The following is a 16,476-nucleotide window of genomic DNA, read 5'->3' as shown; positions in this document are numbered from 1 at the left end:
CTCGACAGATAAATCCCGCAGATGCGGGGGACAAGAACAGCGGGGAGAATGAGAAATGGAGCTGCAGCAATACAGCTGCCTGGTACTGGATTTGCATGACGCCTCGCGTGCCCTGGCGCCTACGGCATTTCAGGACTGGGCCATCGCGCGCCTGCGGCGCGACCTGCCGTTCACCTCTGCCCGATGGAGCGTGGGCTGCATAGCCGACGAGGACATTCTGCACAGCGCCTGCTACGGCACACGGCCGGAGTTCGACCGGGAATTACATGACATCCGCGAGCGCGACGATGTGCGCCAGCGTCTGGTCAACGAGGTAGGCGTAACCACCATGAAGAGCGGCCACAGTGCCGACCGCTTCCTGCGCCGTTTCGACCAGCACCATGACCTGCACTCGCTGGTGGCCACCGCCGTGCCGGATGCGAGCGGCAAGCTGCTGCAGGTGATTTCCCTGTATCGCAACGAGTCGGCACAGCCATTTACGGATGCCGACCGCGTGGTCAAGCAAATGCTGGCGCCGCACCTGATGCAAGCCTGGCAAGGTAGCTGGTCGCATGCGCAAGTGACACGCGACGAGCCGCAAGCGCTGCTGTCGCCCGATGGCGGCGTGATTGATGCCGATCCACGTTTCAGCGCCATGCTGTACGCGGCGTGGCCCGGCTGGTGCGGGCGCCGTATCGTGCTGACTGAAGCTGGTTTTGAAGGTCCACCCGGCGTCACAGCGAAAGTGTGCATCGTGCCGGTGGCGGGTGGTGTGCCGGGGGCACAGCGCGTGATGATCAGGCCCAACCGCAGCGGCGCGCTGACGGCCCGCGAACGGACCGTGGCGGAACACTATGCCACGGGCCTATCGTACAAGGAGATTGCGAAAGTGCTGGGTATTTCGCCAGACACCGTTCGGTCTTACATCAAATGCTGCTATACCAAGCTTGCCGTCGGCAACAAGATGCAGTTGCAGGCGGCGCTGGGCTGTCGGAATTAGAGCGCGATATCCGGCACTTTTTTCACCACGCCCGGCTGTTCGGCCGGCGCGCTGGCCGGTACAAAACGGTCCAGGGATGGCGATGCAATTGCCAGTTGCAGGGTTTCAGCGGTCGCCGCCCATTCCGTCGCCAGCAGCTGCGGGTTCTCGTTCAGCTTTTTGCCATAGGTAGGAACGATCTCGCGGATTTTATCCTGCCAAGCAGCGGTCTTCATCCGGTCCGGGAACACTTTCTCCAGCAGCGACAACATGATCGCCGGCGAGGTCGATCCGCCCGGCGACGCGCCTAACAACGCGGAGACCGAGCGATCTTCGGCCACCACAACTTCGGTGCCGAGCTTTAGTACGCCGCCCTGGCCGGGCACATTCTTGATGATCTGGACACGCTGGCCAGCCTGCCACAAGCGCCAATCCTGGTCTTTTGCTTCGGGCATGTAATGGCGCAGCGCTGCCATTTTTTCCTCTTTCGACAGCTCCAGTTGCTGCGCGAGGTATTTGACCAGTGCAAACTCATGCATGCCAACCTGCATCTGCGGAATGATATTCGACGGCGTCGTAGCCTTCGCCATATCGAAGTAAGAGCCGTTCTTGAGATACTTGCTGGACCAAGTGGCAAACGGGCCGAACAACAGCACGGTTTTACCATCCAGCACGCGGGTGTCCAGGTGCGGCACCGACATCGGCGGCGAGCCGGTATCGGCCAGGCCATAGACCTTGGCCAGGTGGCGCGAGGCAATCTCAGGATTGTCCGTCACCAGGAATTCGCCACCGACCGGGAAGCCACCGTATTGCTTAGCCTCAGGAATGCCCGACAGCTGCAACAGCGGCAGCGCCGCGCCACCGGCGCCGATGAAGATGTGGCGCGCATCCACCGTCTGGATGCGGGATTTATCCTTGATGTCGAACGCCGACACTCGCCACGAGCCATCGTCGTTACGCGTGATCGAGCGCACTTCATGGCCGGTCGATACCTTGACGCCGACGCGTTCATTCAAGTGCTTGTAGAACTGGCGGGTGATCGCGCCCAGGTTGACGTCGGTGCCCAGCGGCGAGCGCGTGGCGGTCACGACCTCATCCGGCTTGCGGCCTTCCATCATGATGGGAATCCACTCTTTGATTTTGGCCGCATCGGTGGTCATTTCCATGCCGGCGAACAGCGGCGATGCCTTCAACGCCTCCACGCGCTTGCGAATGAACTCGCGGTTCTCCGCGCCGAAGACCAGATTCATGTGCGGCGTCGAATTGATGAATTCGCGCGGATTGCCTAGCACGCCCTTGCGCACTTGATGCGACCAAAATTGACGCGAAATCTGGAAGTTCTCGTTGATCTCAACCGCCTTGGAAATCTGCACTTTGCCCTTGTCGTCCATCGGGGTGTAGTTCAGTTCGCACAGCGCCGAGTGGCCGGTGCCGGCGTTGTTCCAGCCATTGGAACTCTCTTCCGCCACTTTGTCCAAACGCTCGAACACCTCATAAGTCCAACCTGGTTCCAGTTCAGCCAGATAAACACCCAGCGTCGCGCTCATGATGCCGCCGCCAATCAGCAGCACATCCACTTTACGATCGGCCTTGTCAGCACGGAATTGGCCGCCGAACAGCAAGGAGTAGCCACCCCATACTGCTGCTGCGCCAACCGCCGCGCCAATAAACTGGCGGCGGGAAAAGCGGCGGCCTTGGCTGTCCGCTGGCTGATTGTTATTCGATTGACTCATGGGCTTTATCCTCTTAAGAACTGGGCGGTAATATTAAATCACGCCAGAGAATTCAACCATTGTGGTTAACCGACATTATCTAAGCTTCAACATCACAGATGCGGTCGCGCCCTGCGGACTTTGCCTGATACAGCCGGCGGTCGATCCGGTCCAGGAACACGCTCGGATCATCCTGGTCGCCAGGAATGATGGTGCCCACGCCCATGCTGACGGTCACCAGACGGCCGACGCCGGAGCGGGCGTGCGGGATCTCCTTTTGCGCCACCAGCTTGCGGCAGCGCTCGGCCACGCTGCGGGCGGTGGCCGCGTCCGTTGACGGCAGCAACAAGACGAATTCTTCGCCGCCCAGGCGCGCGCACAGGTCCTGCGAACGGGCCGCGCCGCCATCCAGCGACTGCGCGACCTGGCGCAGGCAGGCATCGCCCTGCACGTGACCGTAATGGTCGTTGTACTGCTTGAAGTAGTCGATATCGACCACCACCAGCGATAGCGGGTGGCCGCTGGTGCGCGCCTTGGCCCATTCAACCTGATACATGGTGTCGAACATGCGGCGGTTGGCGACACTGGTCAGGCTGTCGCGGTAAGACAGCACCTCCAGCTCGCGCTGCAGTTGCAGGATTTTCTCCTCCGCTTGCTTGCGCTCGGTGATGTTGAACATGAAGCCCACCAGCGCCTCCACGCTGCCGTCCTCGCGCCGCACCACATGCACCACGTCACGGATCCAGACGTAGTCGCCATCGCTGGTCAGGGCGCGGTAATCGGCTTCGTGATCGATCCCCTTCTGCGATTGCGACACGCAGAAATCCACGGTTTTCTGACGGTCTTCCTCGTGGATGCGGTCTGCCCAGTCGTTCGCGGACAGCCAGCTGGCCTGCTTCCAGCCCAGCAGCGCCTCGATTTGCGGGCCGATATACGTGAATTGCATGGTGGCCCATTCGATGCGCCAAGGGATGGCCTGGGTGGATTCAAGCAGAGTGCGGTAGACGTCCGGATCGGTCATGGTTGATTGCTTTCAAATACAAAGGCAACGATCATCACGCAAGTCACGGCAATCTGCAAGCGGCACGATTAGCTTATACATTAGGTTATACTTAAGCCAACACATTACGTTACATCTACATAGGAGATGGGAATGAGCCTGTTGCCACGCTTGCTGCCGCTGTTGGTCCTGATTGCTTCTGGAGCCGCCCAGTCCCAGGATCGCGGCGAGGATATCCAGTTGGTGTGCTACGGCGGCGCTGAGAAAACGACCTCCGAAGTGCACTCCGGATTTGAGTGGGATGCGCAGCAGCACAAGTATGTGCCCAAGCAAAGCGTCGAGACGGGCAAGTCGGATTTCCAGGCAACCATCAACGTGTCGGTTCATGGCGACCGTGCCGAAATCCAGCTTCCCAAAAGCCTGATCCCGGCGCTGCATGGCGATAGCAATAATGGCTGGTGGGGTATCGACGACCTGATCGTCGGTCACGATGAAATCCGTGGCCAGTTCCGCTTGAACGGTCTGAATAAACCGCGCCTCTCCATCAACCGCCGCAGCGGCGCTATCACCATCGACGGCATGATCAAGTTTAGCGGCCGTTGCGATCCTGATGATGGCCACCGCCGGTTCTAGGCCGCCAGACTCATGACTGAACCTGCGGTACTCCTGATTCACGGTCTGGGTGGAACCCAGTACGACCTTGGCTCCCTGCACAAACGGCTCAAGAACGCCGGCTTCGTCACTTATTCGATTACCCTCCCCGGCCATGGCGGCCAACCGGCCGACTTGATCGGCGTGCGCGCCGAGGACTGGCTGGAGGCGGTACGGGTGAAGTACCGCGAAATCATCGGCCAGCATGAGGTGCTGCACGTCATGGGCATGTGCATGGGCTCGTTGCTGGCGATTGAGACCTGCAAGCGCGAAGGCCATGCCAAAGGACGGCTGGTGGCGCTGGCGCCGCCGGTATTCATTGATGGCTGGTCGACGCCGTGGTATCGGGGCCTGCGGCATCTGCTGTACTGGATCCCCGGCATGGCCGAGCGCATGCGGGTGGATGAGGAAGACCCGTACGGTATCAAGAATGATGAGCTGCGCGCCATTGTACGGGCCAAATTTGAACGCGGCGATGCGTTTGCCTACAGCTGGGTGCCGCTGGCCTGCATCCGCGAGGTCGACCGCCTGCGCCGCTTGGTGATGCGCGGGCTGTCGCGCATTCCGTGCCCGACACTGGTGATCCATGCGCGCCGCGACGAGTTGACCAGCCTGCGCTCGGCCAACTTTCTGGTCGAGCACATCGGCGCGGGCCAGCGCGCCGGTCAGGCCCGCATGGTCATTCTGGAAAATAGCTACCACCTGATTTGTGTCGACAACGACAAGGAGCTGCTGACCCAACGCGCGCTGGAATTCTTTGGCGTCGGCAGCCTGGGGCAAGGAACTCAGGGCGACGATCCAGCCATGTCGCCAGCCCAGGTCGATGCCCTGCTGGCGGCCGTGCAGGGCGAGCTTGCCCGCGGCGATTTCGCGGCGCTGTATGAGCGCGGCATTCCGGATTTTGCCTGGTATCAGCCCGGCCACAACCGCAGCAGCGGTATTTTCCGCGGCAAGAAGGGCCTGCTGCGTTTGCAGGCCTGGGCCAAGGATGGCCTGGTGCTGAGCGCGTTCGGTACGCCGGTCATCAATGCCGGCATGGTGATGATGCCAGCCACTCTGCAATGCGGCGCTCTGGCGTCACACGGCGTGCTGGAGATGCAGCTGCAGCGTGGCCGCTTGCTGGAAGCACGCTGGTTCCCCGATGATCCAGCGCTGGAAGATGCTTACTTCGGTGGCGAACCGGTGCCCGACCAGCCCAACGTAGCGGAACAAACGCTGGCGGCGGCAGTAGCACTGTCCAAGACGCTGAGCAAGTCGCCGGATGAGCAGACGCTGCTGCGGCTCTATGCCTTGTACAAGCAAAGCACCATCGGCGATAACCACGCCGAACGACCGGGCGCGCTCGATGTGGTGGGCCGCGCCAAGTTCGATGCCTGGGCCGCCCGCACAGGCTTAACGCAGGATCAGGCGATCCTCGAGTACGCCAGCCTGGTGCAGCAGCTCAAGGAAGACGATGCGCCTTCCGTCAAAATGCGCCAAAGCGCGTGCCCAGCGCCACCACGGTGACCAACGCAACGATCGGGCCGACGATGCCGACCATCAGAATGTCGAAGTAGCTTTCGCGATGGGTGGCGCCGCACACTGCCAGCAGGCTGACCACGGCGCCGTTGTGCGGCAGGCTGTCCAGTGTGCCAGCGCCGATCACCGCCACCCGGTGCAACAAGGCCGGATCGATGCCCAGGCTGCTGGACAAGCTCATGTAAGTTGGCGCCAGCGCCTGCAAGGCAATCGTCAACCCGCCGGAGGCGGAGCCGGTCAGCGCGGCCAGCACGTTGGTGGCCACGGCCAAGGAAACCAGCGGTCCGCCCTCGATCGTCAACACCCATTCGCGCACGATGGCGAACGCAGGCAAAGCCGCCACCACCGCCCCGAAGCCGACCAGGCTGGCTACGCTCAGCGCCGGCAGCACTGCCGCATTGGCGCCGGCATCCACACTCTCGCGCAACGTTCGCATGCTGCGGTAATTCAGCGCCACCAGACAGACGATGGCGGCCGCCAGCGCAATCAGCACCGCCCACACGCCGCCCACCGCCGCCATCCTGGTAGCGCCCCACTCCGCCTGCGCCAGATAACTGGCCTGCCAGTGCGGCAGCACCAGCAGGTTCATGCCGAGGTTGCCAACCACGACCACCACCAGCGGCAGCACCGCCACCGCAATGCCCGGCTGGCGCACCGACGCGCTGCCGCGATGCAGTTCAGCCGGATCGAACTCGCGCGCCGCGCTGGCCCGTTCACGCACCAGCGCGCTGTCCACCGCGCTATCGTGCGATGGCCCTCCTGCGTAGCCGAGGCCGCGCCGGCGCGCCACCCGCTCCATCCGCGCCAGCCACAGCAAGCCAAACGCCAGAATGATGACCGTGGCGATGATGCCCAGTCCCGGCGCCGCAAACGGCGTGGTGCCGAAATACGGAATCGGAATCGCGTTCTGGATTGCCGGCGTGCCCGGCATGGCAGTCATGGTGAAGGTGGACGTACCCAGCACGATGGCCGGGGGCATCAGGCTGGTCGGAATATTGCCGGCCTTGAACAGTGCATGCGCCATCGGCGCCAACACGAAGAAGGCCACGAACAGGCTGACGCCGCCGTAAGTCACGATGGCGCCGGCCAGCACCACCGCCAGCACCGCGCGCTTCGGCCCCAGTTTGGCGGTCATGAAATCGGCGATGGTTTTCAGCGAACCGCTGTCGTCCATCAGCTTGCCGAACAAGGCGCCCAGCAGGAACAAGGGGAAATACTGGGCGATGAAGCCGGCGCCGCTGTGCATGAAGGTCAGCGTCCAATGCGCGATTACCGGCTGGCCTGACAGCAGCGCTGCCAGCATCGCGGCCAGTGGCGCCAGCAACAGGATGCTCCAGCCTCGATAAGCCAGCCAGATTAGGAACAGCAGTGCAATCAGTATCCCGGCCAGTCCCATTACCATGCCTCCAATAGTTGATTGAGGTCGAACGATGAACGCTGGCCAATGTCAGCGCCGTGCTGCTCCAGGAACAGGCTGGCAGCGGCGCGGCCTTCATCGCGCAGCAAGGTCAGGAAGGCCCACTCCGCGTTCAGCTTGGAGGACGAACCCAGCTCCGTCATGCGAGTGCTGGTGATGCGGTGGATGCGCATTTGCGCCCAGCGGTAGGTTTCCAGGTCGGCGCGGTTCTCGCCAGCGTCGGCGCTCAGGCTCTGGCGCAGCAAGGCGATCATCCGCAACTCTTTCAGCAGCGGCGAATTGAAGGAGATTTCATTGAGGCGGTTGAGAATTTCGCGGGCGCTGCGTGGCGTGCCAGTCCGTTCCACCGGATTAATCTGCACCAGGATGGTGTCGTGCGATTCGCATTCGCGCACCAGCGGCGTCACGGTCGGGTTGCCGGTATAGCCGCCGTCCCAATAATCTTCGCCGTCGATCCTCACCGCCTTGTACATGGTCGGCAGGCAGGCCGAGGCCAGTAGCGCATCCGCCGATAAGTCTTCGTTGCGGAAGATACGCGCCAGCCCGGTGCGCACATTGGTGGCAGTGATGAACAGGCGGATCGGTGATTTGCGCAGCGCTTCAAAATTGATCTGCTGGCTCAGGATGTTACGCAGCGGGTTCGACTGGCCACTCTGGAAATCGTAGGGTGAGAACACACGCGCCGCCAGATCGAAGGCCAGGAACAGCGGCGACTGGTCCAGCGTCCAGCGCCCCAGCAGCACGTCCCAAGGCCCGCGCCGGAAAGGACTGAGCGACGCCGCCGCCGACACCTGCCGCCAAAATCGTTCCAGCGCCACCCGCGCGCCGGGAGCGCCATCGGCAGCATAGCCGCAAGCCAGCACCGCCGCATTCATGGCACCGGCCGAGGTGCCGGAAATGCCATCAATATCCAGCCACTCCTCTTCCAGCAAGCGGTCCAGCACGCCCCATGTGAACGCGCCATGCGCGCCGCCGCCCTGAAGGGCCAGATCAATCTTTACAGTACCTGGTAAAGCCATCGCTGCTCCTAACGGAATGTGATGCGGTGGACGCGCGCGACAGGATTAAGGTTGTGCGCGTTGCCAGAGATAGCTGCCGGTATTGCCAGCCAGGTCCAGTTGCAGCTGCCCATTCGTCAGCCGGAACGACTCGATGGCATCGAGGTCGGCAGGCAGACGTGCACTCAGCGGACCTGGGGGACACATCATGCGCGTCAATCCCAGCGGCCCGAGACGCAGCCCGCCCTGCGGCGCATCGGCAGGCGTGGTCTGCCAGTTGCCACTGCCACGATTGCAATCGATTTGCGCCGCCAGCCGGCCGTCGGCCTGGAACTGCAATTGGTACTGGTCGGCCCGTTCAGGGCGTATTTCACCTGCACCGGCGGGACGATAGGCCACCAGCGTCCAGCTGGTGCCATTCAGACCGGTAGCTGCCGGTTTCTGCGGCACAGTACAAGCGCTCAAGGAAATCAGGCCAAGTAACAACATGCGACGAAACACTGCTTGCATACTCCCTCCATTCACGTTGGGCCGGTGACGCGATTGCGGCCGTTGCTTTTCGACTGGTACAGCAAGGCGTCCGCTTGCTGGATAAGAATTTGCTGGTCGGCGCTGTGGTCCTGGCCGGGGGCGATGGTGGCCACGCCCAGGCTGATGGTGACCGTACCGGTGGCGCTGGCGGCGTGGCTAATATTCAGCGCCGTCACGCCCTGGCGGATGGCTTCAGCCACGTGCAAAGCGCCCTCGATGTCGGCGCCCGGCATGAGAACGGCGAATTCCTCGCCGCCGTAACGCGCCGCCAGATCCTCCGAACGTCCGACGTTGGCGGCAATCGCACCGGCAATCGCGCGCAGGCATTCATCGCCAGCTTGATGGCCGTAGTTGTCATTGAATTTTTTGAAGAAGTCGACATCGAGCATGATCAGCGACACCAGCTTGTGGTCGCGCTGCGCGCGCCGCGTTTCGTGATCCAATGCCTCGTCAAATGCGCGGCGGTTGGCCAGCCCGGTCAGGCCGTCTTTCATGGCCATCGCTTGCAGGCCGGCGTTGGCTTTTTCCAGTTCGGCGCCGGTGCTGCGCAGCGCGATTTCAATCTGCTCGCGCAGCGCGATCTGCAGCATCAGCTTGCGGAACAGCCACGCCAGCGCCGCCACCGCACCAAAGGTGGCGCCGAGGATTTCCGCCGCCAGCCAATCCCAGTCGGCGAAAATATCCTCGTGCGACAGGCCGGCCGCAACGATCAGCGGGTATTGATCAAGATGGCGGTAGCTGTACAGCCGTTCAAGGCCATCGACCTTGGCAGTCATGAAGCCGGTGCCGGTCGGGCCTTTTTCGCGGTAGGCGGTCAGTACATCGCCGGACGATACGTTCATGCCGATCACGCCCGCATCGAACGGACGGCGGTACATCAACGTGCCATCGTTGAGCGCAAAGAAGGCGGTTCCGGCCTCGCTGAGATTGAGACTGTCGTAGGCACGCTCGAACGAATCGAGCTGCAGCGCCACCAGCGCGACGCCGGCAAACGTGCCATCGGCAAGTTCGATGCGGCGCGACACCGGGATCACCCAATGCCCGGTAGACTTGCTCAGCAGCGGCGCGCCTATGTGGACGGTGGACTGCTTGTGCTCCTTGTGGAAGCTGAAGTAATCGCGCTCGCCATTATTGCCGCTGGCCGACGCACCGAGCGAGCTTGCCACCCAGGCTCCATCCTGATCCAACACGAACAGCCCGCTGATGCCATCGCTGCCCTTGGCCAGTTGCTCCAGGTGCGCGCGCAAGCGCTCGCGCGCCGCCTCGCCGCTGCCCTCATGCCGGACTCGTTCAACGATATTTTCCAGCAGCACATCAGCGATCTTGATTTCCATGGTGGCCTGCGCGGCCAGCATGCGCGCCATGTTCTGCGTGGTCAAGCGGGCTTCCCGCATGCGCACTTCATGCGAAGAAAACACGATCCAGGCGGCGGCCAAAATCATCAGCGCGCACAGCACCGCAAAGCCGATGCTCATCCATGCCAGCACGGGCCGCTTCTTGCTGCCTAGCGGTTGCAGCCGCTGGCCGATGATGGATTGGTCTTGCGTGGGCATCGCGCCTCCGGCAATTTAAGTAGCAGCGCCCGGCGTGCCGATGCTGGCTTCCAGGACATAGCTGGCGGTCTGGTTGCGGCGGGCTGCGTTGCGCATCAGATAGACGCTGACCTTGTAGTGGCCAGCCGTGACTTTGGCCTGATAGCGGCTGTCCAGGCGCTGCCGGCCAGCAGGACACAGGTCAATGCTGCGACGATCTTGTTCATGACGGCTCCTTACGATTTGGGAATACGATTTACCAACTCCTCGCCGCGCTCGAAGGCGCTGATGCTGTCGATGGTGGTCTGCATGATCTGGCCGATTGCCTCTTCCGTGAAGAAGGCCTGGTGGCCGGTGACGATCACGTTCGGGAACGACACCAGCCGCTGGATCACGTCATCGCAAATAATGGTGGACGACAAATCCTGGAAGAACAGGCTGGCTTCCTGCTCGTAGACGTCGATTGCCAGGCCGCCCAACTGGCCGGTCTTGAGCGCCTCGGTGGCCGCTTCGGTATCGACCAGGCCACCACGGCTGGTGTTGACCAGCACGCTGCCACGCTTGGCGCGCGCCAGCGATTCCGCATTAACGATGTGGCGGGTTTCCTCGGTCAGCGGGCAATGCAGTGAGACCACGTCGCTGCTGGCCAGCAGTTCATCAACCGACACGTAGCGTCCACCGAGCGTCTCGAACGCGGCCGACGGATAGCGGTCGTAGCCCAGCACGGTGCAACCAAAGCCGCTCATGATGCGCGCGAAGATGGTGCCGATCTTGCCGGTGCCGATCACGCCCACGGTCTTGCCGTGCAGGTCAAAGCCCATCAGGCCATCGAGGTCGAAATTGCCTTCGCGTGTGCGCGAACTGGCGCGGGCGATCTTGCGGTTGACCGCCAGCAGCAGGCCAACGGCAAACTCGGCCACCGAGTACGGCGAGTAGTCGGTCACGCGCACCACGGCGATACCGTGGCGCTCGGCTGCTGCGGCGTCGATCTGGTTGTAGCCGGTGGAACGGGTCGCCACCAGCCGCGTGCCTTGCTGCGCCAGGATCGCCAGCACCTCGGCATCCACCGCGTCGTTGACGAACACGCATACGGCCTCGCAGCCGGCCGCCAGCGGCGCACTGGCGGCGGTCAGGCGGTCTTCCATGAATCGCAGCTCGTGACCTGCTGTGGCGTTGGCCCTGGTCAGCATGGTTTTGTCATACCGGCGTGCACTAAATACCGCAGTTTTCATGCCGACCTCTTTCATAAATGAATTAGAATCTAAGCAATAGTATTCTAAAAATATTCAAAATGAAAGTTTTAGACAATGACGACTATTAGCGCATTTCTCACCAGCCAGCCGCTGCTGGCATTGTTCCTCACCATCGCCATCGGCTACCTGCTGGGCGCGGTCAGCATCAAAGGTTTGTCGCTTGGTTCGGGCGCGGTGCTGTTCGTCGGCTTGGCGGTCGGTGCTGCGGCGCCCAAGCTAGTGCTGCCTGGCCTGATCGGCAACCTGGGGCTGCTGCTATTTCTGTACGGCGTCGGTATCGCTTACGGCGCGCAATTCTTCCGAGGCCTGACCACCGCCGATGGCATGAAGGCCAATCTGGCGGCGCTGATCGCCGTCGGCGCGGCGCTAGCGCTAACGCTGGCCAGTTCGCACTGGCTGCCGGCCATCGACCTGCCGCACGCGCTGGGCGCGTTTGCCGGCGCCGGCACCAGCACGGCCGCGCTGCAAGCGGCGCTGGCGGTGTTTGGCACGGCGCCGGCCACTGGCTATTCGATGGCTTATCCAATCGGCGTGGCAGTGCCGATTCTACTGCTGGGCCTGTACAACGCGTGGCGCAAGCCCACGCTATCGAGCGCAACGCCAGCCTCGCTGCATATGGAGGAAATTGAGGTCACCGAGTTTTACGTGATCGGCATGACACTGACTGAAGCTGCGCGCAATCTGCCGGCCGGGATTTCCATCGTGGCCATCCGCCGCGGCCACCACAATCTGGTGGCAGAAAACAGCATGCGGCTCGAACGCGACGACGTGCTGCTCATCGCCGGCAACGACAGCAGTGTGCTGCATGACGTGGCGACGCGCTTCGGGCCGGCCCATCCCGGCCGCATCCTGCACGACCGCAAAGACCTCGACTACGAACGCTTCTTCATTTCCAGCGCGGCTGTGGCCGGCCTGCAATTGTCGCAGCTGCAGATTCCCGACGAGCTGCAAGCGCGCATTCTGCACCTGCGCCGCAACGATGCCGACCTGCACCTGACGCCGCACCGCACGCTGGAGTTTGGCGACCGTATCGGCGTGCTGGCGCCGCGCGCCAGCTTCCCGGCGCTGCGCAAGCTGTTTGGTGATTCGATCAAGAGCACCGGCGAAATCAGCTACCTCAGCATCGGCGTCGGCGTCACGCTGGGCTTGGCGTTTGGCGCCATTCATTGGCCGCTGCCGCTGCTCGGCCATTTGTCGCTGGGCTTTGCCGGCCTGCTGCTGGTGGCGCTGCTGCTGGGCCGCCAGCGCCGCACCGGCATGTTCCAGTGGGCGATGCCGATTTCGGCCAACCTGGTGCTGCGCAATTTCGGCCTGACCTTGTTCCTCGCCGTGGTGGGCATTTCGTCCGGCGCCACGTTTGCCGCCACCTTCGCGGAAAACGGCATGCTGTATCTGCTGCTGGGCAGCGCCATCGTCTCGGTGATGGTGATCGTCACCATGCTGGTGGCACTGCTGGTGTTCCGCCTGCCGTTCGATAGCGTAGCCGGGATCGTGGCCGGCGCCACCGGCAACCCGGCCATCCTGGCGTTTGCCAACCGCATCGCACCGACCGACCGGCCGGACGTCGGCTACGCCATGATCTTCCCATCCATGACGGTGCTGAAGATTTTACTGGTGCAGCTGGTCGGCATCCTGGCGCAGTAAGGCGCGCTGGCTGGCGCGCAGCAGGAACACGCCGTACAAGCACAGCGGCAACACCGCCAGCAGTGCCGCGTACGGCAGCACCGAACCATCGTCGCCCGGCGCTGCGCCCAGCATCGACGACACCAGCGCAAAGTCCCACAGGCCGTGCACCACGGTCATCGGCCAGACCGAACGCATACGCAGACGGATCGCCGCATAGCCGATGCCCTGCAAGAAAGCCGCTGCCGATTGCCACAGTGCGCCGTTGAAGTCGCCGGTGGCCAAGCCATTGACCGTGTGCACCACGCCAAACAGCGCCGACGACAATAACACCGCAGGCCAGATGCCAAACCGCTGCAACAGACCTTGTAGCAGAACGGCGCGGAACATCAGTTCTTCCGACACCGCCACCAGCGCCGCGTTGCACGCCACGATCAGCAGCGCCTTCGGCGCCGGCCAGCCGCCCGCCCATGCCACCAGCAACATCAGCAGCGAGTACAGCAGCGGCGGCCAGATCAGCCACAGCGATTTCAACGGTGACGGCGCACCCAGGCCGATGGCGCGGCGCTCGCGCGAGGCCAGCGCCACCAGCAGCGCAAACAAGGCGGCCAGCAACCACGCCAGGCCGACGCCGCCTGCGACCGACTCGGCCAGCGCCTGCTGGCGGCCGCCCGATAGCAGGCGACCCACACCCAGCGTCAAGCCGAGCCAAACTAACAGCGCCAGCAAGGCCAGCGGCAACGTAATATGAAGTTGCTTCATCGGCTTACCAGTACCCCAGCACTTTCCACCACGCGCCGCCCACCACGGCAAACACCAGCAGCTCCAGCACGCACATCACGAAACCGACGCGCCACCAATTGCCCATGGTGACGTAGCCACTGCCAAAGATGATCGGCGAGGTGCCGGTGGCGTAGTGGGTCAAGGTCATCATGATGGCGGAGCCGGCTGTCATCAGCAGCAGGAACGGCACCAGATAGTCCGGCGGCAGCAACTGCGCGCCCACCGACAGGAAGGCAAACAGCATGGCGCTGATGTGCGCTGTGGTGCTGGCAAACAGGTAGTGCGAGAACACGAAGGCCAACAGCAGCACGGTGGCCACAGGCAGCCAGCCCATGCCGCTGGCGACGATGGCATCCTTCATCGCCAGCGCGGCCCAGCTGATCACGCCCAGCTTGTTCAACTGCTCGGCCAGCATGACCAGCGCGCCGAACCAGATCAGCGTGTCCCATGCGCTCTTCTCGGACAGCACGTCGTCCCAGTCCAGCGTGCCGGTGATGATCAGCACGAACAGGCCGAGGAAGGCCACCACCGTCGGATCCAGCGTCCACGCCGGGCCAAAGACCATGGCCGGCAGATTGGCCCACAACACCAGCAGCAGGCCGAACGTGCCGAGCATGACTTTTTCTTTCGGCGCCAGTGCGCCCATGCGCTCCAACTCGCCGCGTGCAAATTGCACCGCGTCCGGCGTGTTTTTCAGCTGTGGCGGCGACAGCAGGTAAATCACCAGCGGCATCAGCAGCAAGCAGGCCAGGCCGGGCAGCAGCATGCACAGCGCCCAGGTGGTCCAGCTCAGGTGGAAGCTCTGATTGCTGGCCTTGGCAACGAAGTCCACCACCAACGGGTTGGGCGCGGTAGCGGTCAGGAACATCGCCGAGGTAATCGGATTGGCGTGATAGTTGACCAGCGCCAGATAAGTGCCGACCTTGCCTTCCGTGCCCTTGGCCGGGTCGGAATCAAAGGCGTTGGCGATCGACTTCATGATTGGGTGGACGATGCCGCCGCCGCGCGCCGTGTTACTCGGCGTGAACGGCGCCAGCACCAGCTCGCACACCGTCAGGCCGTAGCCGATGCCGATGGTGCGCTTGCCCAGCATGGCGATAAAGATCAGGCCGATGCGGCTGCCGAGGCCGGTCTTCTTGAGGCCGCGCGAGATCAGCACCGCCACCACGATCAGCCAGATGAGCGGGCTGGAGAAGCTGCTCAGCGCATCCGCGATGGCGCCCTTGGAGGAAGTCGACGTCACCTGTGACAGCGCCACAATGACGATGGCCATCAAGGCCATCACGCCGATCGGCATCACCTTGAGGATGATGGCAACGATGGTGGTCAGGAAAATCGCCACCAGCGCCCACGCCTTGGGTTCCAATCCCGTCGGACAAGGCAGCGCCAGCAGCACAAACAGCACGGCGGTGGTAATCAGCGCAGGGATCAGGCGGAATGGCACCGCACTATTGAAGTAGCGGAAGGCCGCAGAGAGTTTGGATAGCATGCACACCTTTCATGTCTGAATCTTGCAATGATGATACATGAAAGAAATGCTCAACCGATAACATTCCATCAGGCGACGCGGCGGCGTTGAACAGTCCAAACGCAAAAAAGGGCGGCCACATTCCCGCGCTTCCTGGTGTTGAGCCGTGCGCTAGCGAGCAGCGCTGAAAACCAGCGTGAAGCGCGCGATGGCACCCACAGTGTGCAGCGTGGCCGTGCCGCCATGCAGGTCCATGATGGCACTGACGATGGCCAGGCCCAGCCCGGTCGAACCGCCGTCCGCACTGCGCGCCGGGTCGGCACGGTAAAAGCGCTCGAACAGGTGCGGCGCGTGCTCGGCTGCGATGGGCGCGCCGCAGTTGCTGACGCTGAGGGCCACGCCCTGTGCCAGGGGTGCAGCGTGCAGCTCGATGGTACTGCCCGGTTGCGCATGGCGCACGGCGTTGGACAGCAGGTTGGACAGCGCGCGCCGCAGCAGCGCCGGGTCGGCCAGCAGCGCGCCGTCACCGCTGCAGGCCAGCCGCAGGCCATGCTCCTCGGCCATGCTCTCGTACAGTTCGGCCACCTTGCGCAGTTCGTCCAGCGCCACCAGCGGCTGGCGCGTCAGCAGCACATCGTCCTGGCCGGCGCGCGCCAGGAACAGCATGCTTTCGATCATGCGCGCCAACCGTTCCAGTTCCTCGATGTTAGACACCAGCAGTTGCTCATACTCGCCCCCGCTGCGCGGCTGCGCCAGCATGACCTGGCTCTGCCCCAGCAGGTTGGTGACCGGGGTGCGGAACTCGTGCGCCAGATCGGCCGAGAAGCCCGACAGGCGGGCGTAGCTCTGCTGCAGGCGCGCCAGCATGGCGTTGAGCGCATCGACCAGTGGCTGCAATTCGGACGGTGCGGCGCCGGCGTCCAAGCGCTGGCCGGAGGCGCCCGGTGTGACGCGCGCCGCGTGGGCAGCCAGTACCCGCAGCGGCCGCAGGCCGTGGTACAGCATACCGGCCGCACACACGGCCGCCGCCAG

General features: G+C 63.2%; 14 protein-coding genes. 4 read left to right on the top strand and 10 right to left on the bottom strand.

Annotated features, from left to right (window positions below):
• Positions 1-55: 55 nt before the first annotated feature.
• On the top strand, positions 56-979 hold the full coding sequence (locus GTP46_RS16345) for a response regulator transcription factor (protein ID WP_161007706.1): 924 nt from the start codon (positions 56-58) through the stop codon (positions 977-979).
• Here GTP46_RS16345 and mqo read toward each other — a convergent pair.
• Together mqo and GTP46_RS16335 are read right to left on the bottom strand one after the other, a co-directional pair.
• Complete coding sequence (mqo, locus tag GTP46_RS16340; RefSeq protein ID WP_161007705.1) at positions 976-2,691, bottom strand: malate dehydrogenase (quinone); 1,716 nt, start codon at positions 2,689-2,691, stop codon at positions 976-978. The genes GTP46_RS16345 and mqo overlap by 4 nt on opposite strands.
• 79 nt (positions 2,692-2,770) lie before the next feature.
• Entirely contained in the window at positions 2,771-3,691 is a 921-nt protein-coding gene (locus tag GTP46_RS16335) for a GGDEF domain-containing protein (RefSeq protein ID WP_161007704.1), read from the bottom strand.
• 132 nt (positions 3,692-3,823) lie between these two features.
• Here GTP46_RS16335 and GTP46_RS16330 point away from each other — a divergent pair, with 132 nt between their 5' ends.
• Together GTP46_RS16330 and GTP46_RS16325 are read left to right on the top strand one after the other, a co-directional pair.
• The gene (locus tag GTP46_RS16330) at positions 3,824-4,303 is read left to right on the top strand and encodes a hypothetical protein (protein WP_161007703.1); all 480 of its coding nucleotides are present in this window, start codon (positions 3,824-3,826) and stop codon (positions 4,301-4,303) included.
• A 12-nt stretch (positions 4,304-4,315) separates the two neighbouring features.
• Positions 4,316-5,827: an acyl-CoA-binding protein gene (locus GTP46_RS16325; protein WP_161007702.1), complete on the top strand. Its 1,512-nt coding sequence runs from the start codon at positions 4,316-4,318 to the stop codon at positions 5,825-5,827.
• On the opposite strand, the gene GTP46_RS16320 is transcribed toward GTP46_RS16325, so the two are convergent.
• The 5 genes from GTP46_RS16320 to GTP46_RS16300 form a co-directional block, all read right to left on the bottom strand.
• Positions 5,787-7,235, bottom strand: a complete 1,449-nt coding sequence (locus tag GTP46_RS16320; protein WP_161007871.1) for a GntP family permease — start codon at positions 7,233-7,235, stop codon at positions 5,787-5,789. The two genes, GTP46_RS16325 and GTP46_RS16320, sit on opposite strands and share 41 nt — an antisense overlap.
• On the bottom strand, positions 7,235-8,275 hold the full coding sequence (locus tag GTP46_RS16315) for a patatin-like phospholipase family protein (protein WP_161007701.1): 1,041 nt from the start codon (positions 8,273-8,275) through the stop codon (positions 7,235-7,237). Before GTP46_RS16315 ends, GTP46_RS16320 begins: the two co-directional genes overlap by 1 nt.
• 45 nt (positions 8,276-8,320) lie before the next feature.
• Complete coding sequence (locus GTP46_RS16310; RefSeq protein ID WP_161007700.1) at positions 8,321-8,764, bottom strand: META domain-containing protein; 444 nt, start codon at positions 8,762-8,764, stop codon at positions 8,321-8,323.
• 11 nt (positions 8,765-8,775) lie between these two features.
• On the bottom strand, positions 8,776-10,338 hold the full coding sequence (locus tag GTP46_RS16305) for a diguanylate cyclase (protein ID WP_161007699.1): 1,563 nt from the start codon (positions 10,336-10,338) through the stop codon (positions 8,776-8,778).
• A gap of 215 nt (positions 10,339-10,553) precedes the next feature.
• Entirely contained in the window at positions 10,554-11,549 is a 996-nt protein-coding gene (locus GTP46_RS16300; protein WP_161007698.1) for a 2-hydroxyacid dehydrogenase, read from the bottom strand.
• Between the two features lie 75 nt (positions 11,550-11,624).
• Here GTP46_RS16300 and GTP46_RS16295 point away from each other — a divergent pair, with 75 nt between their 5' ends.
• Positions 11,625-13,214 (top strand): aspartate:alanine exchanger family transporter, encoded by a 1,590-nt coding sequence (locus tag GTP46_RS16295; protein WP_161007697.1) that lies wholly within the window; start codon positions 11,625-11,627, stop codon positions 13,212-13,214.
• On the opposite strand, the gene GTP46_RS16290 is transcribed toward GTP46_RS16295, so the two are convergent.
• The 3 genes from GTP46_RS16290 to GTP46_RS16280 form a co-directional block, all read right to left on the bottom strand.
• Positions 13,179-13,955 carry a CPBP family intramembrane glutamic endopeptidase gene (locus GTP46_RS16290; RefSeq protein ID WP_161007696.1) on the bottom strand — a complete coding sequence of 259 codons (777 nt, stop codon included), beginning with the start codon at positions 13,953-13,955 and terminating at the stop codon, positions 13,179-13,181. The genes GTP46_RS16295 and GTP46_RS16290 overlap by 36 nt on opposite strands.
• 4 nt (positions 13,956-13,959) lie before the next feature.
• Positions 13,960-15,465, bottom strand: coding sequence for a DASS family sodium-coupled anion symporter (locus tag GTP46_RS16285; RefSeq protein WP_161007695.1), 1,506 nt, complete (start codon positions 15,463-15,465; stop codon positions 13,960-13,962).
• Between the two features lie 150 nt (positions 15,466-15,615).
• Positions 15,616-16,476 (bottom strand): heavy metal sensor histidine kinase (locus tag GTP46_RS16280; protein ID WP_161007694.1); only part of this gene is annotated, 861 nt, incomplete at its 5' end.

Source organism: Duganella flavida (genome assembly GCF_009857445.1).
GTDB classification, from domain to species: domain Bacteria; phylum Pseudomonadota; class Gammaproteobacteria; order Burkholderiales; family Burkholderiaceae_D; genus Rugamonas; species Rugamonas flavida.
Note: the sequence above shows the minus strand (reverse complement) of the source record. Positions and strands in the feature narration are given on the sequence as shown.